We start from the raw sequence: 18,883 nt of genomic DNA, 5'->3' as shown, positions 1-18,883 counted from the left end.
CTTCACAACGGGCAGTGTGAAGAGCGACACTCGCCATCTCACCTGGGCACGCAAGCCGCTCATGTACACAAGCCAGCCGCCACGACCAGCGGAGGTAGGCACGTCATGTCTCCTCACACGTCACTGCACGACGACCTGACGGCGGCCCAGCGCTGCCTCGACGAGCTCACCCGGACCGTCGACCGCCTGGAGCACACCCTCGGCAGCGGCCTGGAGGTCAGGCGCGTACGCAGCGACGCCCAGCATCTGCGGGAGTCACTGGCGCTGCTGCGTGCCGCCTCGCCGGCCGCCGGGGCGCCGGGCTCGGCGCACCCCGAGATGGTCACCATCCCCGACAAGCCCTACGACCACGGCCTGTGGTCGGACGTCGACGACGAGGGGGTGGGCGCCAAGGACCGGCACGCGCCGTGAGCCCCGCGCCCCCGAGCTGAAACCCGGCCGGCGGCAGCGGACAGCTGCCGGAGGCCGGCAACGGCTCAAAGGCAGCCCAACCGACAAGCAAGTCGCCCCTACCGGAGAAACCGTTGGCCACTGGCACCCAACCCCAACCGAATACGAGCAGCACAGCAGGCAAGAGCAGTCCGCCGGGCGCCGGCGGCACGGGCGGCGTCCGCACGGGCACACGCGCGGCCATTCCCGAGCGGCATCTGCGCACCGACCGCTGGTGGCTCGCGCCGGCGTCCACAGCGTTCGGCCTCTTCGTCTTCGTCGTCTACTCGACGTGGCGGGCCTTCGCGAACGCCGACTACTACCACGCGCCGTACGTCTCGCCCTTCTACTCGCCGTGCCTCGCGGAGAGCTGCGAGAAGATGCAGAGCGGCCCCAACTGGGCGCTGTTCGGCGAATGGTGGCCGCTGTCCCCCGCGCTGATCATCCTGATCTTCCCGCTGGGCTTCCGGCTCACCTGCTACTACTACCGCAAGGCCTACTACCGCGGCTTCTGGGCCGCTCCCCCGGCCTGCGCGGTCGCCGAGCCCCACAAGAGCTACAGCGGCGAGACGCGGCTGCCGCTCATCCTTCAGAACATCCACCGGTACTTCTTCTACGCGGCGGTCGGAGTCGCGCTGATCCTCACCTGGGACACGCTGCTCGGCTTCCGCAACTCCGACTACGAGTGGGGCCACATGGGCCTGGGCACCGTGGTCTTCCTCATCAACATCGTGCTGATCTGGGCGTACACCATCTCGTGCCACTCCTGCCGGCACATCGTCGGCGGGCGGCTCAAGCACTTCTCGAAGCATCCGGTGCGGTACCGCATGTGGGGTCTGGTCGGAAAGCTCAACAGCCGTCACATGGAGTTGGCCTGGGCGTCGCTTCTGAGCGTGGGCCTCGCCGACTTCTACGTGTACCTGCTGGCGATCGGTGCCTTCACCGATCCGCAGCTGTTCTGACCACGCTTCTTCGAGAGGGATGCACGACAAATGACGCAAGTCGAACGCCAGGAGTGGGATGTCGTCATCGTGGGCGCGGGCGGTGCGGGTCTGCGGGCAGCGATCGAGGCACGCGAACAGGGGCTGCGTACAGCAGTGATCTGCAAGTCCCTGTTCGGCAAGGCACACACCGTCATGGCCGAGGGCGGCATCGCCGCCAGCATGGGCAACGCCAACCCGGGTGACAACTGGGAGGTGCACTTCCGGGACACCATGCGCGGCGGCAAGTTCCTCAACCACTGGCGGATGGCGGAGCTGCACGCCAAGGAGGCGCCGGACAGGGTCTGGGAGCTGGAGACGTGGGGCGCGCTCTTCGACCGCACGGCCGACGGCCGCATCTCCCAGCGGAACTTCGGCGGGCACGAGTATCCGCGCCTCGCGCACGTCGGCGACCGTACTGGCCTGGAGCTGATCCGTACGCTCCAGCAGAAGACCGTCTCGCTCCAGCAGGAGGACTTCAAGGAGACCGGGGACTACGAGTCCCGGCTGAAGGTCTTCCAGGAGTGCACGGTCACCAGGATCCTCAAGACCCCCGTCGAGGGCGGCGAGCCCGGCGAGGAGAGGGTCTCCGGCGTCTTCTGCTACGAGCGCGAGTCGGGTCGCTTCTTCGTCATCGAGGCGCCGGCCGTGGTCCTGGCCACCGGAGGCATCGGCAAGTCCTTCAAGGTGACGTCGAACTCCTGGGAGTACACGGGCGACGGGCACGCGCTCGCGCTGCTGGCCGGCGCCTCGCTGATCAACATGGAGTTCGTCCAGTTCCACCCCACGGGGATGGTCTGGCCGCCGTCGGTGAAGGGCATCCTCGTCACCGAGTCGGTGCGCGGCGACGGCGGCGTCCTGCGCAACTCCGAGGGCAAGCGGTTCATGTTCGACTACATCCCGGACGTCTTCAAGGAGAAGTACGCGGAGTCCGAACACGAGGCCGACGGCTGGTACGAGGACCCGGAGAACAACCGGCGCCCGCCCGAGCTGCTCCCGCGCGACGAGGTCGCCCGCGCCATCAACTCCGAGGTCAAGGCCGGCCGTGGCTCACCGCACGGCGGCGTCTTCCTCGACGTGTCGACACGCATGTCGCCCGAGGTGATCAGGCGGCGGCTGCCGTCCATGCACCACCAGTTCAAGGAGCTGGCGGACGTCGACATCACCAGCGAGGCCATGGAGGTCGGCCCGACCTGCCACTACGTGATGGGCGGCGTCGACGTCGACCCGGACACGGCGGCGGCCGTCGGCGTCACCGGCCTGTACGCGGCGGGCGAGGTCGCGGGCGGCATGCACGGCTCCAACCGGCTCGGCGGCAACTCGCTCTCCGACCTGCTCGTCTTCGGCCGCCGCGCCGGCCTGCACGCCGCGCAGTACGCGGCGTCGCTCAAGGACGACGGGCGGCCCGCCGTGAGCGACGAGCAGATCGACCGTGCCGCGGCGGAGGCCCTGCGCCCGTTCAGCGCCGCGGAGGTGCCGGACGGCGAGCCCGCCGAGAACCCGTACACGCTCCACCAGCACCTCCAGCAGTCCATGAACGACCTCGTCGGCATCATCCGCCGCGACGAGGAGATGACACAGGCGCTGGAGCGGCTCGCGGAGCTGCGCGTACGGGCGACGTACGCCGGCGTCGAGGGGCACCGGCAGTTCAACCCGGGCTGGCACCTCGCGATCGACCTGCGCAACATGCTGCTGGTCAGCGAGTGCGTGGCCCGTGCCGCGCTGACCCGTACCGAGTCGCGCGGCGGCCACACGCGCGACGACTACCCGGAGATGGACCGCCAGTGGCGGCGCTCGAACCTCGTCTGCACGCTCGCCGACGAGCCGGTGTCGCTCGACGCGTCCACCGAGCCGGGCGAGGCCGCCGAGCGCGCGGACCGCGGCCGCATCCATCTGCGGCGCCGCGACATGCCGCAGATCCGGCCGGATCTGCTGGAGCTCTTCGAGAAGGAGGAGCTGATCAAGTACCTGACGGACGAGGAGCTGACAGCCGAATGAGCGCCGAGACGCACGCGGGCGAGGGCACGGGTACGCACACGCGCCCCGGCGCGGACGACGCGGGGGGCACCGCCGAGGGCACCGGTACGCCGGGCGCCGTCAGCGGAGGCGCCCCGGACGCGGCCGGTACGAGCTACATCGCGGACTTCCGCGTCTGGCGCGGCGACATCGAGGGCGGCGGTCTGGAGGACTTCAAGGTCGAGGTCTTCGAGGGCGAGGTCGTCCTCGACATCGTCCACCGGCTCCAGGCCACGCAGGCGCCGGACCTGGCGGTCCGCTGGAACTGCAAGGCCGGCAAGTGCGGCTCGTGCAGTGCGGAGATCAACGGGCGGCCGCGGCTGCTGTGCATGACGCGGATGTCGGTCTTCGAGCGTTCGGAGACCATCACGATCACGCCGCTGCGGGCATTCCCCGTCGTACGGGACCTGGTCACGGACGTCTCGTACAACTACAAGAAGGCCCGCGAGATCCCGGCCTTCGTGCCGCCGCCGGACCTGGGTCCGGGCGAGTACCGGATGCAGCAGGAGGACGTCGGGCGCTCGCAGGAGTTCCGCAAGTGCATCGAGTGCTTCCTGTGCCAGGACGTGTGCCACGTGGTGCGCGACCACGAGGAGAACAAGGAGGCCTTCGCGGGTCCGCGCTTCCTGATGCGGATGGCGGAGCTGGACATGCACCCGCTGGACTCCGCCGAGGAGGCGGGCCTCGACCGCAAGTCCAGTGCCCAGGAGGACCACGGGCTGGGCTACTGCAACATCACCAAGTGCTGCACGGAGGTCTGCCCCGAGGGCATCAAGATCACCGACAACGCGCTGATCCCGCTCAAGGAGCGGGCCGCCGACCGCAAGTACGACCCGCTCGTGTGGCTCGGCAACAAGATCCGCCGCAGGAGCGGCGCCTGAGGGCGTCACGGTGAGAGGTGCATCACGGGGGCGTGCGAGTGCACGCCCCCGTCGCACTGCCCGTTTCGGCCCGCCCCCACCGCGTGGAAGCCGGTTCCGGACCGCCAGAGGTCCGACCATCGGCATCTCCGTACGACCGCTCGCTGCGGCCGTGACCTGGATACCCTGCTGAGAGTCCGGACGCGCCGCCGCACGCCGCGCGCCCGGACGCGCGTCACCGCACCGCCGCCACGACCGCACCAGCGCAGGGGATTCACGATGAGACGCCGGCAGTTCCTGGGCACCGTGGGCAGCGTCGCGCTCGCCTCCGGGGTGGGCCCGAGCTCGGCCCCGGCCTTCGCCGCGACGCCGTACCGGCCGAGCCTGGACGGGCCGCCCACCGTGACACCCGACGATCTGCGGTTCCGCCCCCGTACCCTGCGCCGCGGCAGCCCGCAGCGCGCCGGGCTGCTGCGCGCCGAGGTCGAGCGGATCGTGCCCGCGGCGGAGGAGTACATGCGGCCCGGGCCCGGCCGCCCCCATCCCTCGCACCCGGGCTTCGTGGTGCTGGCGGCCAGGGACGGCGTGGTCGTCGAGCACGCGGCGCGCGGCCACGCGCTGCGCTACGCCCGCTGGGACGCGGCCACCGGCACGGCGGTCGAGCTGCCGCGCGAGCAGTGGGTGCCGATGCGCGAGGACACGATCTTCGACATGGCGTCGATCTCGAAGCTGTTCACCTCGGTGGTCCTGGTCGCGCAGGCCGAGAAGGGAGAGCTCGACCTCGACGCCCCCGTCGCCCGCTACCTGCCGCCGTTCGACGAGAGCGATCCGGCCAAGTCCCCCATCGTCGTACGGCAGTTGGTGAACCACACCTCAGGCATGAAGGCCGACATGAACCTCAAGCCCTACCCGGACAACGAGGCGCGGCTGGCCGCGATCTACCGGGAGCCGCTGGAGAATCCGCCGGGCGAGCACTACACGTACTCGGACCTCAACCTCATCACCGCCGGGCACCTGCTGGAGGAGATCACCGGCAAGGGCCTGGACGAGCTCGTCGCCGAGCTGATCACCGAACCGCTGGGCATGGCCGACACCGGCTACAGGCCCCCGGCGTCGAAGCTGGACCGCATCGCCGCGACCGAGTACATGCCGTGGACGGGCCGGGGCATGGTGCGCGGCTCCGTGCACGACGAGAAGGCGTACTACCTGGGCGGGGTCGCGGGCCACGCGGGCGTCTTCTCCACCGCCGCCGACATGGCCGTCTTCGGGCAGATGGTCCTGAACGGCGGCACGTACGGCGGTCACCGGGTGCTTGGCGAGAAGTGGGTCCGGGCCATGATCACCAACGAGAACCCGGACCTCGGCGAGGACGCGGCACGCGGCCTGGGCTGGCAGCTCGACCAGCGCTTCTACATGGACGCCCTCACCTCGCCCGTCACCACCGGGCACACCGGATACACCGGGCCCTGCCTCGTGGCCGATCCGATCGCGGGCACGCTCTTCGTCCTCATGACCAACCGCGTGCATCCGACCCGCGATTGGGGCACGGAGAGCGTCTACCGCCGTGCCCCGGCACGCCGCCTGGCGCGCGCGGTGCCGGTGCGTCCGGCGGTCGGCCGCGCCGCCTGGTACTCGGGGCAGCGCGACGACGCCACGTCCACGCTGCGCGTGCCGCTGAAGGACGCCGTGCCGGAGGATGCCTCGCTGCGCTTCCGGGTCTGGTACGACACCCAGTCCACCGACGTGTGCACGGTGGAGGCCACCACGCAGGCGCGTCCCGGCGGGGACGACGCCTGGCGTCCCGTGCCGCTCAAGTTCAGCGCGTGCCGCCATCGCTGGGACAGCGACGGCGACTTCGCCGGTTTCTCCGCCCGCCGCTGGCTGCGCGCCGAGGGTGCGCTGCCGGACGGCGTCACGGCGGTGCGCTGGCGGTACGTCACCGACGAGGAGCAGCAGGGCCGCGGGATCTACCTCGACGACATCAGGGTGCTCCGCGGCGCGCGCCCCGTCTTCATGAGCCTGCGGCCGCGCGACAACGCCCGTATCCGCGCGAACGGTTGGAAGCTCTCCGAGGACTGAGTGCGGCCGAGCGCGACTGAGGACGGCCGAGTGCGTGAGTACGGGTGAGAGCCGAGCCGCACATCGGGGCCCGTGTCTCAGAAGAGGCTGAGCAGCGCCTCCGTCGGGTCGGCGGGCTTGGAGCTCTCGCCGGGGCGGGCCAGTTCGAACCAGACCGTCTTGCCGCGGTGCGTACGCCTGCTGCCCCATCCGGCGCTGAGCAGGCCGACGAGTTGGAGGCCCCTGCCGCCCTCGTCCGTGACATGGGCGCGGCGCCGGCGCGGCTGCACCAGGCCCGAGTCCCACACCTCGCACACCAGCGTGCGGTCCAGCAGCAGCCGCAGTCGGATCTCGCCCTCGCCGTGCCGCAGCGCGTTCGTCACGAGCTCGCTCACCAGCAGCTCGGCGGTGTCCGCGAGGGCGTCCAGCTCCCAGGTGGAGAGCTGCTCGCGGGTCAGCTCGCGGGCGCGGGCGACGGAGCGTGGCTCGGCGGAGAGCGTCCAGTCGCCGACGGCGCCGTCCGGCAGGCCCTGCACGCGGGCGACGAGCAGCGCGATGTCGTCCTCGCCGTGGTGGACGTTGAGCGTCGTCAGTACCTGGTCGGCGACGTTCTCCAGGGACTCGGTGGCGTCCGTGAGGGCCGCGCGCAGAGAGCCGAGGCCCTCGTCGATGGGGTGCTCGCGCGACTCGACGAGTCCGTCGGTGTAGAGGGCGATCATCGCCCCGTCGTTCAGTTCCATCTCGATCTCTTCGAAGGGCTCGCCGCCCACGCCGAGCGGTACGCCCTTGGGGACCTCCAACAGCAGCGCCGGCTCGTCCGGTTCGACCAGTACAGGAGGCAGATGGCCGGCGTTGGCTATCGTGCAGCGGCGGGAGACCGGGTCGTAGACGGCGAAGATGCACGTCGCGAGGTAGACCTCCGCGAGGTCGTCGCTGCCGCGCTGCGAGCCCGGCGAGTCGCCGAGGCCGCGGGCGATCTCGTCGAGCGCGCCCAGCACTTCGGCGGGCTCCATGTCGGTGGTGAGCGCCAACGTCCGTACGGCGGTGCGCAGTTCACCCATGGCGACGGCGGCGCGCAGCCCGCGGCCCATCACGTCGCCGACGACGACGGCGGTGCGGTGCCCGGGGAGTTCGATGACGTCGAACCAGTCGCCGCCGACCTCCGTCGCCGGATTGCCGGGAAGATAGCGGCAGGCGATGTCGAGGCCGGCGGCTTCGGGGTCACCGGGCGGCAGCAGACTGCGCTGAAGTATCAACGCCCGTTCGTGCTCCCGGCGGTAGAGGCGCGCGTTGTCTATGCAGACCGCGGCGCGGGAGGCCAACTCGGCGGCCAGGGCCGCGTCCCGCTCCCCGAACGGCTCGCTGCCCTTGACGCGGGAGAACTGCACGAGCCCCAGCACCCTGTCGCGGGCGACCATGGGAACGGCCAGCGTCGACTGGACGACGGCGCCGAACTGCACCGGCACCGTGCCGTCCTGCCCGGGTATGTGCTGGACGCGACCGCTGCGCAGGGCCTGCGCGCACGGGGTGCTGAAGGGATAGCAGTGCGTCGCGCCCACGGTGACCGGGCTCGAACCGGTCGCGCTCGTCTGCCCGTCGCGGGTGAGCGACGGCGGCGCCTCGGAGACGGAGCTCGCGAAGCCGACGCGGCGCAGCTCGCCGCTGCCGTCGCCGGGGCCGACGGGGCGCGGCTCGTCGCCGGCGAGGACGTCCATGTACAGGTCGACGGACGCGAGGTCGCAGAACTGCGGTACGCCCACGTCCAGCAGCTCACGGGCAGTCGTCTCAAGGTCGAGCGAGTTGCCGATACGGGCCCCCGCCGCGTTGAGAAGAGCGAGAGCGCGGCGAACGTCGTCCGGCTTGCCTGCCGCCTCCACAGGGATATCGCTCAACGCCGCCCCTTCCCGTGACCAGTGGCACCGGTTCTGAGCAGTGTGGCAGGCGTAAGGCACCCGGAACACGCTCTTCCCGATCGCCGCACGAAATTCGTCGTTCCCGTCGCTTGTGACAACTGACGTGCGGCCTCACACCTCCGTGCGCTCCCCCCTGACCTTGTGCGGCAGGGACACCTCTCTCCTAACCAGGCTGGGCCTGTTCGAACCATCTTCGCCAAGGGCGTACGGCGGATGCAGACGGAAGCGATGGGGCGAGCCGGTGAGGAACGGTGCCGGACCGGGGGCGCGGCGGCGGGTTCCGGACAGCGGGCGGCAGTGGACGGCCGGCCCCGCGCGCGCTCGAATCGGCCCCGCGCGCGCTCGAACTCCCCTCAGGGAAGCGCGATTTCGAACCAGACGGTCTTGCCCATCGGCCCGTGCCGCGTGCCCCAGCGGCGGGCCTCCCTGGCGACGAGCCGGATGCCTCGGCCCCCTTCGTCGTCGGGCATCGCGCTGCGCTCGCGCGGCGGATCGGGCAGCGGGTCGGAGACCTCGACCAGCAGCGAACTGCCGCGCACCATGCGGACTCCGATGGGACCGTGCGCGTACCGCAGCGAGTTGGTGACCAGTTCACTCACCAGCAGCACGGCGGTGTCCTCCAAGGCGTCCAGACCCCACTCGTGCAGAGTGCGGCGCACGACCTCGCGCGCCCGGCGTACGGCGTAGCTCTCGGAGGGGAACGTCCAGGAGGCGGCGCTGCCTTGGGGAAGTCCGCCGAGCTTCGCCATCAGCAGGGCCACGTCGTCGTTGGGCTGGGACTCCGTCCTGCCTTCGAGGTCGTCGATGATGCTGTCGCAGGCGTCCTCGATGGTGGCGGGGGTGTTCGGGTCACGCCGGGCGGGGCCGCCGGAGAGCATCTCGCAGAGGCGGTCGATGCCCTGGCTGATGTCCTCGCCGCGGGATTCGATGAGGCCGTCGGTGTAGAGGATGAGCACCGAGCCCTCGACGACCTCCAGATCGTAGGACTCGAAGGGGACGCCGCCGACGCCGAGCGGTGCGCCCGAGGGCAGTTCGAGGGTGCCGGCCTCCCAGCTGCCGTCGGGGGTCTCGGTGAGCAGCAGCGGGGGAGGGTGCCCGGCCTTGGCGAGGCTGCACCGGCGCGTGGACGGGTCGTAGACGGCGTAGACGCAGGTGGCGATGAGGGGGTCGTCGGAGCTCTGGACGAAGTCGTCCGCCAAGTCGTTGATGCGGCGCAGCATTTCGTCGGGCGGGAGGTCGAGTCCGGCCAGGGTCCGTACGGCCGTCCGCAGGCGTGCCATCGTCACGGCTGCGTGCAGTCCGTGCCCCATCACGTCGCCCACGACGAAGGCGACCCGGCCTCCGGCGAGCGGGATCACGTCGAACCAGTCGCCGCCTACCTCGGTGCCGCTGCTGCCGGGGACGTAGCGGTAGGCCACGTGGACTCCGGGCGGCTCCGGCACCTTCTGCGGCAGCAGGCTCCGCTGGAGCATCAGCGCACCGGCGCGTTCGCGCTCGTACAGGCGCGCGTTGTCGAGGGAGACGCCTGCGCGGTCCGCGAGTTCCATGGCCAGTGCTATGTCGTCCCTGCCGAACTGCTCGCGGCCCTGGGCGCGGCTGACGACGAGCAGACCGAGCACGACGCCGCGGGCGCGCAGCGGCACGGCCATCATCGAGTGGACGTTCAGATCGAGGGCGGCCTGCATCTTGGGGTCGCCGGGATAGGTGGCGGCGAGCAGTTCGCGCGGCGAAGAGGCGACGTGCGGGACGCCGCTGGCCAGCGTACGGCCGAAGAAGGAGTCGGCGAGAAAGGGCACGTCCTGGCCGACCCGGAGCATCCGGTTCACCAGCGGCCCCTCGTCGCGTGCCGCGACGCCGAGCTGGAACAGCGGGGTTCCGGTGAGGAGTTCGATGTCGGGGAGGTCGCCGCCGTGCGCCGCGGCGCCGATGAGCATCACGCCCGCGTAGTCGGCGAGGCGCGGGACGAGCGCGGAGGCGAGCGCCTGCGAGATCGCCGTGACGTCGAACCGGTCCGCGAGCCCGACGCCGACGTCGTCGAGGAGGGCCAGCCGCTCACGCGCGGCCTCGATCTTCTCCAGTGCCTCGCGCCGCTCGGTGATGTCCATGATCACGGTACTCACGCCGAGCACTTCGCCCTTGTCGCTGGTGAGCCTGCTGTACGAGACGGAGCGCGAGCCGGGGCCGTCCGGCGCGGGCATCACGACGTCGACGACGGGCTCCCCGGTCTCCAGCACGGTCGACTGGACGGTGGAGACCTCGTCGGCCATCCATGACGGCAGGACCTCGAAGACGGACTTTCCGACGTGTTCCTCGACGCTGAGCTCGTTGAGCCTGGCGAGCGCCTCGTTGACGCGTACGAACCGCTTGTCGTTGTCGAAGAGGGCGATGCCGAGCGGGGAGGAGGCGAACAGCGCGTCGAGGGCGGCCAGATCGTGCTCGACGGCGCGGATCCTGCTGGTCTCGACGATGTTGGCGAGGATGACGGGGCGGTTCTGTCTGTCGCGGAGGAGCGAGACGCGCCCCTCGACGGGGACGTGGTGACCGGCGCTGTGCAGGATGCGCATGCTGCCGCGCCATCGGCCGTGGTTCCGCAGGGCCTCGTCGCGCTTGCGCTCGCCCTCGCCGTACCCGTCCTCGAGAAAGTCCTGGATGCGACGGCCGACGACCTGGTCGGCCCGCCAGCCGAGGATCTCCTCCGTGATCGGGTTCCAGAGCAGGATCTTTCCGTTGCCGTCGAGCATGACGATGCCGACTCGGAGGGTGTCGAGGATCGAGGCCGCTCCCTCGGAGGGTCCTGTGCTCACACCGCCCACGTCCCTGATCGGGTAGCTGACCCGCCCGGTCCTTCCGGGCAGGCAAGGACGAAGAGTCCCTGCTTCCGATTTTGGGACTAGTCAGGCGTACTCGCCGCTCGCGCATCCCAGTGGCTCGACCAGATAGCTGCCGTCGCGATCGCCGCCGCCCTCCGCGGGGCCTGCGCCGCTTCCGAGCCGGTCCGCTACCTGCTGTGCTTCCGTACGGGTGGCGTAGCTGCCGACGCGGTAGCGGTTGCCGTGGCCGTCTTCCCGTATGACATGCCAGGGCAGCACAGAGTCGCCGTCGCCGCTCACGCTTCGCATATGCCGGAGCTTACGCCCGGCGTTCACTCAGCGCATTCGGCTTGGCACAACGAGGCATCGATTTCGGCCACACGTTCGCACGCGGGAGCCCGGGTCACCTCACGGGCATGTGGTACGAGACGCGGAAGCGGTCCGCGGGGACGATCACGTCCGCTGTCTCCACGGGGCGCCCGCCAGCGAAGAACGTACGGGTCACGACCAGCACGGAATGCCCCGGAACGCCGCCGAGATCGATCATCTCCTCGGCCAGCCCGGGGCGGGCGCCGACCTCCTCCGCGACGTTGTCCACGACGACGTCGATGGCGGCCATCCGCTCCACCACGCCCTTGCCGCCCAGCGGCCCGTCCTCGGGCAGGACCACGGGCGTGCGGCCCGTCAGCGACAGCGGCTCCCAGGACGTGGAGAGCATGACGGGCTCGCCGTCCACGCGGAAGACATACCTGGTCCGCATCACGCGCTCACCGGGCTCGATGCGCAACCGCTCGGCGGTGAGCGGACTCGCGTCCTCCTGCTCGCTGCGCGACTCCCAGGTGCCCTTCACGTCCTCATCGGACTGCTCCTGCCGGAACGGCGTGGAATCACCGAGGGACCGGAAGCCGCTGCGGAAGACGCTGCGCGGAACGGGATGCTCGCGCACATACGTGCCGGAGCCGGACCGGCCCTCGACAAGACCCTCGGCCATCAGCACCTTGCGGGCCTCCAGGGCGACGGTGTCCGAGACGCCGTACTCCGCGCGGATGCGGGCCTGGGAGGGCAGCCGGGTGTGCGGCGGCAGATCGCCACCGATGATCTTCTGGCGGAGATCGCCGGCGACGCGAAGATAGGCGGGCTGTTCACCGAATGGCACGAGTGCCCTCCCCGTTCTCGAAAGGCCAGTACCGCCGACGGCGCCCTCTGTGAAAAGGGGTCGCGACAGGTAGTGAAGTTGACAATGGGCAACAGCTTCGCAACTCACCGTTGCGCGTTGCAACTGACGCCCAGAGTTTCACCCGATGTGATGAGTAGCTGCTCAGAGCCTCCACACGGCTCCGGAATCGTTCACACACAAGGGCTTCGAAGCCCCTCTCGGCCGCATGGCGCAGGACGTCTCCGGGAGGCCGGAGGGCGGGAGCCGGGAAGCCGAAGCCGATCGGGAATCGGAGAGCGGTAATTGCTTTTCCGACACGAAATCAATTCCGGGTCAGGGTTCGATGAGGCCGGCCCGGCTCGCGTACCGGGTCAGCTCCAGCCGGTCCTTGAGACAGAGCTTCTGCAGGAGGTTCGCCGGGTGCCTCTCGACGGTCTTGGCGCTGATGAAGAGGATCTCGCCGGTCTCCTTCGACGTGTGGCCCTCGGCGACGAGTTGAGGATCTCCTCCTCCCGGTCGGCGATGGCACGGGCGGGCAGCCTCTCGCCGTCTCTCGCCCGGGCCGGGTAGTCGCGGATGAGCGCGGTGACGGCGCCGGGGTAGAGGCAACGGCTCGTCGCGCGGACACCACATCTCCTTCTGGCAGTTCTCGCGCTACGGCCTCGTCTCACCGCCGTGACGATCCTCGTTTCGGCCCTCTACGTGTGGCTGCGCTACTTCACGCCGGTCTGACGAGGAGGGCGGAGCGGTGGAGGGCGACGACGACGGGCGGAACCGTGAATCCCCCACGTCCGACGGCGCGACCGGGCGTCCCGCGCGTCCCGGGCCGCACTCACCGACGCGCGCCGGCGTCTGCTCGGATGGCTGGTGCTGATCGCGGCCACTGCGATCCTGGTGGCCGGCATCGCCATGGGCCAGTGCTTGCTCATCGCCACGGGATCGGTACTGGCGGGCTTCGCGGGACGCCTCTTCCCACCGGAGTTCCCCCGACGGCACGGCGCCCCCATTCGTGACTGGGCCCCCTCCGGCAGCAGAAGTCACCCGTCCGGCGGCTTGCCCATCGGCTCCCCAAGCGACTCCGGAGGAACCGTGCTTGCATGAGTGAGGCAGGTGAATTCGCTGAGGAGGTGGGCCTTTCTCATTTCCGGAGATGCACGCGAAAGCCCTCGGGGCGGCGCATTCGACATGAGAGCCTGATCGACCGGCGAGCTCGGCCGACCCGTTTCCTGACGTACGACGAGCTCACGTCCGCCGGCCGATGCCACTCGGAGCTCGCTCGGCTCCCTTGCGCCGGACGGAACGCAGCACTCGGTGATCTTGCCGGTCAGGCCCCAGGGGACCGTACATGTCCAGAGAGAAAACGCTGCCCAGCAGACGTACTCCCCTTCGTGCGCTGGCGAACGAGATCGCGAAGTTCGCTGCCGTGGGCGGTTTGGGAATAGCGGTGAACTTCGCGGTTTTCAACCTGTGCCGCGCGGTCACGTCGATGGCCACGGTGAAGTGCAGTTTCATCGGGACCAGCGTCGCCATCGTCGCCAATTACCTCGGATTCCGTTATTTCGCCTACCGGGACCGGCGCAGCAGTGAGCACACCCGGGAATTCGCGCTCTTCGTCCTGTTCAGCGTGGCCGGGCTGGTGATCGAGAACGGAGTCCTCTACTCCGCGACGAGCTGGTTCGGATGGAACACCGCGTTGCAGAGCAACCTCTTCAAGGCGCTGGGCATCGGCACTGCCACCTGCTTCCGCTTCTGCTCGTACCGCACCTGGGTCTTCAAGGCGAAGGCCGGGGGCGGCCCCGTCGGTCAGCCTCGGCCCTCGGAGGAGGAGTAGCGGAGGCAGAGGAGCGGCGACGGAAGTCCGCGCCCGGCGGGAACCGCCTCGGGCGCCGAGACGACGGAGGACACAGCGAATGTCCGCATCCCAGGTCACGCAGGCGCTGATCTTGGCCGGCGGCCGGGCGACCCGCATGCGGCCGTACACGGACGAGGCGCCCAAGGCCATGGTCCCCGTGGCCGAGGTCCCCATCGTGGGCTACCAGCTCGCATGGCTGGCCCAGCACGGCGTGCGGTCCGTGACGATCAGCGGAGGCTACCGGCACGAGATGATCGCGGACTATGCGGGAGACGGTTCCGGCTTCGGCCTGGCCATCCGGTACGCGATCGAGGACGAGCCGCTGGGCCGGGGCGGGGGCATGAAGTTCGCGGCCCGGCATCTGCACGACGTCCGCGCCCCGTTCTTCGTGCTGAACGGCGACGTGATCACGACCTTCTCCCTCGCCGAACTCGCGGAACACCACGGACGGCAACGCGGATCCGTCACCGTCGCGCTGTCTCCGTACCGCTCCAACTGGGGGCTCGCCGACCTGGACGAGGAGGACCGCATCCGGGGATTCACGCAGTCTCCGGAGCTGCCGTACTGGATCAATGCGGGCGTCTACGTGTTCAACCCCGACGTGATCGGACTGCTGCCGGACACAGGGGACCACGAGGAGACGACCTTTCCGAGGCTGGCCGGCGAGGGACGGCTCGTGGGCTACCGGCTGTCCGGCTACTGGCGCGGAATCGACACCGTGAAGGACGTCATCGACGCCTCCAGGGAGATCCAGGAATCCGGGGGGATTCTCCCGCCGGAATTCAGGGTGGGACGCTCCTGCCCTGAAGGAGCCTCACGCCCCTGAAGGGGCTCCCGCTGCGAACCAGATCCACCGCCCCGCGCCCCGCGGACGCCCGGCGGACGGCTCGTCCCGGCCCGTACTCCCACCGGACGGCCCCGTCTCGCCGGTCCGGCAGCACGCGCGCACCCTGACAGGAACCTGCCTGACGTGTGAGAAGGGCTGCCCTGCGCCCGCCGAGCTGGAGGGTCCATGGCCACAGACTCAGCCGAGAGCGAGAAGCGGAACGCCGCGCGGTACAGGCAGTTGAGCCTCGCGATCGCGAACGCGGCGCCGGCGCTCGGCGTCTACTCCGCGATCCGGCTCACCGGACTTCTGGCTGTCGTGGTCTCCGCCTGGGTGATGGGCAAGGAGCCGGCCATTCTCCTGGGGGGCTCCTGGGATTCGGCGTGGTATGCGCGGATCGCCACCGTGGGATACGGGACTGTCGTCAAGGACGGCAGCGGCTTCACGTACAACGACCTCGCGTTCTTCCCGCTCTTTCCCGGGCTGGAACGGGGCGTGACGACGGTCCTGCCGGTGGCCCCGATGGAAGCCGGAATCATCGCGGCATGCCTGGCCGCGCTCGCCGCCGCGTGGGGCCTCTACTCCGTCGGCACCGTCGTGCACAGCCGCTCCACCGGGATCTGGCTCGCGGCCCTCTGGGGCGCGCTGCCGAACGCCGTCGTCCAGACGATGGCGTACTCCGAATCCCTGCTGACGGCGCTGGCCGCCTGGTCGCTGTATGCCGCGCTCACGCGCCGGTGGCTCTGGTCGGGGTCTCTGGCGGTGCTCGCGGGACTCACTCGTCCCAACGGTTTCGCGGTCGCACTCGCGGTCGTCTGCGCGGCGGCGGTCGCACTCCGGCGGGATCCGGAATCCCGCGGGGACTGGCGGACATGGACGGCACCCGCCATGGCACCTCTCGGATACCTCGGATACATAGCCTGGGTCGGAGTACGGACCGGCACGCCCCTGGGTTATTTCACGGTCCAACGCGGATGGGGATCGCGTTTCGACTTCGGCCGGTTCACCGTCGGCTTCGCGCGAGAACAGCTCCTTCGCGGCCCGACCAGGCTCTCCTACCTCGTGGCGGCGGTCGTCGTGGCGGCCGCGCTCGTCGGACTTCTGCTCGTACTGCGAGCGCGACTGCCCCTGCCGCTGGTGGTGTACACGATCGCGATCATGGTGGTCGCTCTCGGGGGTTCGCACTACTTCTCCGCCAAGCCGCGCCTGCTGATGCCCGCCTTCCCCCTTCTCCTCCCCGTGGCGATCGCGGCGGGCGGGGCCCGGATGCGGATCTCCGGCTCGCTCGTCGGCGCGTGTGCCGTGTTGTCCGTGGTGTACGGCGTCCACCTCGTCATGGTGTCGCCCACCGCGCCGTGAGCGCGTTCCGTTGCGGGCATCCGGGACCGACCGCCGCCCCTCAGGCGCTCGGGCCGGCGAACCCGCCTCAGCGGCACGGATTCCGGGCCCCCTTGACGGCGACGTGAATCGTCCGAAGAATGCGACGTTGCTGACAACGTTGTCCGGAAAACTGTGCGCGTCGCCCGCCACCTCTGGCCGCCGGCAGTCCCACCGCGCCGCGCCTCACACAGCGGAGGTCCCACCATGCGATGGACGAGGCGCCTGCGCCTGCGTACCGCCGGCGCGCTGACGGCGACGGCCGTGCTCGCGGGCGTGCTCACGGCCGCGAGCCCGCAGACGCCCACACCGCAGGACGGCCCTCTCACCGACCTGGTCAACCCCTTCATAGGCACCGAGAACGAGGGCAACACCTATCCCGGAGCGGCCGTTCCGTTCGGAATGGTGCAGCTCTCCCCCGACACGGGGCACAACACCGGCTACGACTACTCGCAGGACCACATCCGGGGCTTCTCGTCCGTCCATCTCTCCGGTGTCGGCTGCGGGTTGGGCGGAGATCTGCCGGTGCTGCCGACCACCGGCGACGTCACCGAGACGGACAACGCCAAGTACGCGGCCCACTTCAGCCACGAGGACGAGAAGGCGAGCCCCGGCTACTACCGGGCCGGACTCGACGGCGGCATCGGCGCCGAGCTGAGCGCGACGCAGCGCACCGGCGTGCAGCGCTACACCTTCCCCGCCACGAAGAAGGCCAATGTCCTGCTCAACGCGGGCCAGTCGCTGCACAAGACGGTCTCCACGAAGGTGGAGGTCCTCGACGACAGGACGGTGCGTACGGCCATCACCGGCCGCGGCTTCTGCCAGGACACCCGGCCGTACACCGTCTACACCGTCACCCGCTTCGACCGGCCCTTCACCACCTCCGGCACCTGGAAGGGCGACGAGGTCAGCGAAGGCTCGAAGCAGTCGTCGGCGAAGGGCGGCCGCAACGGCGCCTTCGTGCGCTTCGACACCACCGGCGATGACCGCACCGTCGAGGCCACCACCGCCCTGTCGTACGTCGACGCGAAGGGCGCGGAGCGCAACCTGCGTGCCGAGGGCGGCCGTTCGTTCGACCAGGTCACCGGCGCCGCGCGGGCCGCCTGGGAGGACCGGCTCGACGACGTACGGACCCGGGGCGGCAGCGACACCCTGCGGCGCACCTTCTACTCGTCCCTGTACCGTTCGTTCCTCGCGCCCAACATCGGCAGCGACGTCGACGGCCGCTACACCGGCTGGGACCAACGAGTCCACCGCGCAAAGGACTTCACCTACTACCAGAACTACTCGCTGTGGGACACCTACCGCACCCAGAACCAGCTGCTCTCGCTGCTGGCGCCGCGCGAGGCGCGCGACATGGCGGTCTCCGCCCTGCACGTCGACGAGGACGGCGGCTGGCTGCCGAAATGGGGGTACGGCACCGTCGAGACGAACATCATGACCGGCGACCCGATCACGCCGTTCCTGACCAACGCGTACCAGCAGGGGCTGCTCAAGGGGTACGAGGAGCGCACATACCGGGCGCTGAAGAAGAACGCCGACGGGGTGCCGCCGGCCGATTCACCTGCGCTCGGCAGGGAGGCCAACAAGGAGTACATCGACCGCGGATTCGCCCCGTACATCAAGGGCCGCCCGCACACCAAGCCCGGCGACTCGGACTACGAGCACGGCGCCTCTGCCACGCTGGAGTACGCGCTCTCGGACGCGATGCTCGGCGAGATGGCCTCCGAACTCGGCCACGAGGCCGACGCGAAGCGCTACGCCGAGCGGGCCCGGAACTACCGGAAGATCTTCGACGGCTCCACCGGCTTCTTCCGGGCACGTGACGCCGCCGGCGACTTCACGGGCCCGTCCGACCCCGCCAAGAGCGAGGGCTTCCACGAGGGCACCTCGTGGCAGTACCAGTGGCTGGTGCCGCAGGACCTGCCAGGCCTGGTCGGGCTGATCGGAGGCGAGAGCGCGGCCAACAAGCGTCTCGACTCCTTCTTCGCCTACGACGAGTTGCTCAAGGACCCGGAGAAGACCGCCCGCGAGGTGTGGGTCAACGGCCCGTACGACTACTACAACGCGGACAAGTACAACCCGCAGAACGAGCCCGACCTCATCGCGCCCTACACGTATCTCTCGACCCGTCAGCCGTGGAAGACGACGGATGTGGTGCACGCGGCGCTGACCCTCTTCACCGACACCCCGACCGGCATGACCGGGAACGACGACCTGGGCACCATGTCCGCGTGGAACGTGCTCTCGTCGATCGGGATCTTCCCGGTCCAGCCCGGCACCGACACCTGGGGCCTGTCCACACCGGTCTTCGACCGCGTCGACATCACGCTCGACCGGCGCTACTACCCGAAGGGCCGGCTCACGGTGGAGGCACCGGGGACCTCGAAGACCGACCGGTACATCCAGTCGGCCTGCACCGACGGCCACGCCCTGGAACGTACGTATCTGACCACCGACGCGCTGCGGCACGTGGGGAAGCTGTCCTTCGAGGTCGGCGACTCCCCCTCGTCGTGGGGCACTTCGGAGCACGCCGCGCCGCCGCCGCTGAACTCGCGGTCCTCGGCCGGGGAGCCGGAGCGCGAGCGGTAGGCGCCGCGGTGCCG

General features: G+C 70.1%; 13 protein-coding genes and 1 pseudogene. 9 read left to right on the top strand and 5 right to left on the bottom strand.

Features of this window, described 5'->3' with window-relative positions:
- The first annotated feature begins 105 nt into the window (after positions 1-105).
- The 5 genes from QQM67_RS02860 to QQM67_RS02840 all read left to right on the top strand — a co-directional run bounded on the left by QQM67_RS02860 (position 106) and on the right by QQM67_RS02840 (position 6,364).
- Positions 106-411 (top strand): hypothetical protein, encoded by a 306-nt coding sequence (locus tag QQM67_RS02860; protein ID WP_314171907.1) that lies wholly within the window; start codon positions 106-108, stop codon positions 409-411.
- A gap of 113 nt (positions 412-524) precedes the next feature.
- On the top strand, positions 525-1,391 hold the full coding sequence (locus QQM67_RS02855) for a hypothetical protein (RefSeq protein ID WP_314171906.1): 867 nt from the start codon (positions 525-527) through the stop codon (positions 1,389-1,391).
- A 30-nt stretch (positions 1,392-1,421) separates the two neighbouring features.
- Positions 1,422-3,407 (top strand): fumarate reductase/succinate dehydrogenase flavoprotein subunit, encoded by a 1,986-nt coding sequence (locus tag QQM67_RS02850; RefSeq protein WP_314171905.1) that lies wholly within the window; start codon positions 1,422-1,424, stop codon positions 3,405-3,407.
- Positions 3,404-4,306 (top strand): succinate dehydrogenase/fumarate reductase iron-sulfur subunit, encoded by a 903-nt coding sequence (locus QQM67_RS02845; RefSeq protein WP_314171904.1) that lies wholly within the window; start codon positions 3,404-3,406, stop codon positions 4,304-4,306. Before QQM67_RS02850 ends, QQM67_RS02845 begins: the two co-directional genes overlap by 4 nt.
- Positions 4,307-4,564: 258 nt before the next feature.
- Positions 4,565-6,364 carry a serine hydrolase gene (locus QQM67_RS02840; protein WP_314171903.1) on the top strand — a complete coding sequence of 600 codons (1,800 nt, stop codon included), beginning with the start codon at positions 4,565-4,567 and terminating at the stop codon, positions 6,362-6,364.
- Between the two features lie 77 nt (positions 6,365-6,441).
- On the opposite strand, the gene QQM67_RS02835 is transcribed toward QQM67_RS02840, so the two are convergent.
- The 5 genes and pseudogenes from QQM67_RS02835 to QQM67_RS02815 form a co-directional block, all read right to left on the bottom strand.
- Complete coding sequence (locus tag QQM67_RS02835; protein ID WP_314171902.1) at positions 6,442-8,235, bottom strand: SpoIIE family protein phosphatase; 1,794 nt, start codon at positions 8,233-8,235, stop codon at positions 6,442-6,444.
- 374 nt (positions 8,236-8,609) lie between these two features.
- Positions 8,610-11,060, bottom strand: a complete 2,451-nt coding sequence (locus QQM67_RS02830; protein ID WP_314171901.1) for a SpoIIE family protein phosphatase — start codon at positions 11,058-11,060, stop codon at positions 8,610-8,612.
- 90 nt (positions 11,061-11,150) lie between these two features.
- Positions 11,151-11,375, bottom strand: a complete 225-nt coding sequence (locus QQM67_RS02825; RefSeq protein WP_314171900.1) for an SPOR domain-containing protein — start codon at positions 11,373-11,375, stop codon at positions 11,151-11,153.
- A 94-nt stretch (positions 11,376-11,469) separates the two neighbouring features.
- Positions 11,470-12,222 carry a GntR family transcriptional regulator gene (locus QQM67_RS02820; protein ID WP_314171899.1) on the bottom strand — a complete coding sequence of 251 codons (753 nt, stop codon included), beginning with the start codon at positions 12,220-12,222 and terminating at the stop codon, positions 11,470-11,472.
- Positions 12,223-12,555: 333 nt separating this feature from the next.
- Positions 12,556-12,843: pseudogene (locus QQM67_RS02815) on the bottom strand (LuxR C-terminal-related transcriptional regulator); the annotation flags it as partial.
- A 724-nt stretch (positions 12,844-13,567) separates the two neighbouring features.
- Between QQM67_RS02815 and QQM67_RS02810 the strand changes: the two are divergent.
- The 4 genes from QQM67_RS02810 to QQM67_RS02795 all read left to right on the top strand — a co-directional run bounded on the left by QQM67_RS02810 (position 13,568) and on the right by QQM67_RS02795 (position 18,869).
- Positions 13,568-14,053 carry a GtrA family protein gene (locus tag QQM67_RS02810; RefSeq protein ID WP_314171898.1) on the top strand — a complete coding sequence of 162 codons (486 nt, stop codon included), beginning with the start codon at positions 13,568-13,570 and terminating at the stop codon, positions 14,051-14,053.
- Between the two features lie 79 nt (positions 14,054-14,132).
- Positions 14,133-14,900, top strand: a complete 768-nt coding sequence (locus tag QQM67_RS02805; protein ID WP_314171897.1) for a nucleotidyltransferase family protein — start codon at positions 14,133-14,135, stop codon at positions 14,898-14,900.
- 186 nt (positions 14,901-15,086) lie between these two features.
- Entirely contained in the window at positions 15,087-16,259 is a 1,173-nt protein-coding gene (locus QQM67_RS02800) for a hypothetical protein (RefSeq protein WP_314171896.1), read from the top strand.
- Between the two features lie 225 nt (positions 16,260-16,484).
- Positions 16,485-18,869, top strand: a complete 2,385-nt coding sequence (locus tag QQM67_RS02795; protein WP_314171895.1) for a GH92 family glycosyl hydrolase — start codon at positions 16,485-16,487, stop codon at positions 18,867-18,869.
- Positions 18,870-18,883: the final 14 nt, after the last annotated feature.

The organism is Streptomyces winkii (assembly GCF_032248595.1).
Lineage (GTDB): Bacteria > Actinomycetota > Actinomycetes > Streptomycetales > Streptomycetaceae > Streptomyces > Streptomyces winkii.
This window is presented reverse-complemented; position numbering and strand designations above follow the sequence as displayed.

What these genes read in the sequence shown, in the direction of transcription:
- QQM67_RS02860 (WP_314171907.1), top strand. Translation starts at nt 106, where the DNA reads ATGTCTCCTCACACGTCACTGCACGACGACCTGACGGCGGCCCAGCGC.
- QQM67_RS02850 (WP_314171905.1), top strand. Translation starts at nt 1,422, where the DNA reads ATGACGCAAGTCGAACGCCAGGAGTGGGATGTCGTCATCGTGGGCGCG.
- QQM67_RS02845 (WP_314171904.1), top strand. Translation starts at nt 3,404, where the DNA reads ATGAGCGCCGAGACGCACGCGGGCGAGGGCACGGGTACGCACACGCGC.
- QQM67_RS02840 (WP_314171903.1), top strand. Translation starts at nt 4,565, where the DNA reads ATGAGACGCCGGCAGTTCCTGGGCACCGTGGGCAGCGTCGCGCTCGCC.
- QQM67_RS02825 (WP_314171900.1), bottom strand. Translation starts at nt 11,375, where the DNA reads ATGCGAAGCGTGAGCGGCGACGGCGACTCTGTGCTGCCCTGGCATGTC.
- QQM67_RS02810 (WP_314171898.1), top strand. Translation starts at nt 13,568, where the DNA reads ATGTCCAGAGAGAAAACGCTGCCCAGCAGACGTACTCCCCTTCGTGCG.
- QQM67_RS02805 (WP_314171897.1), top strand. Translation starts at nt 14,133, where the DNA reads ATGTCCGCATCCCAGGTCACGCAGGCGCTGATCTTGGCCGGCGGCCGG.
- QQM67_RS02800 (WP_314171896.1), top strand. Translation starts at nt 15,087, where the DNA reads ATGGCCACAGACTCAGCCGAGAGCGAGAAGCGGAACGCCGCGCGGTAC.
- QQM67_RS02795 (WP_314171895.1), top strand. Translation starts at nt 16,485, where the DNA reads ATGCGATGGACGAGGCGCCTGCGCCTGCGTACCGCCGGCGCGCTGACG.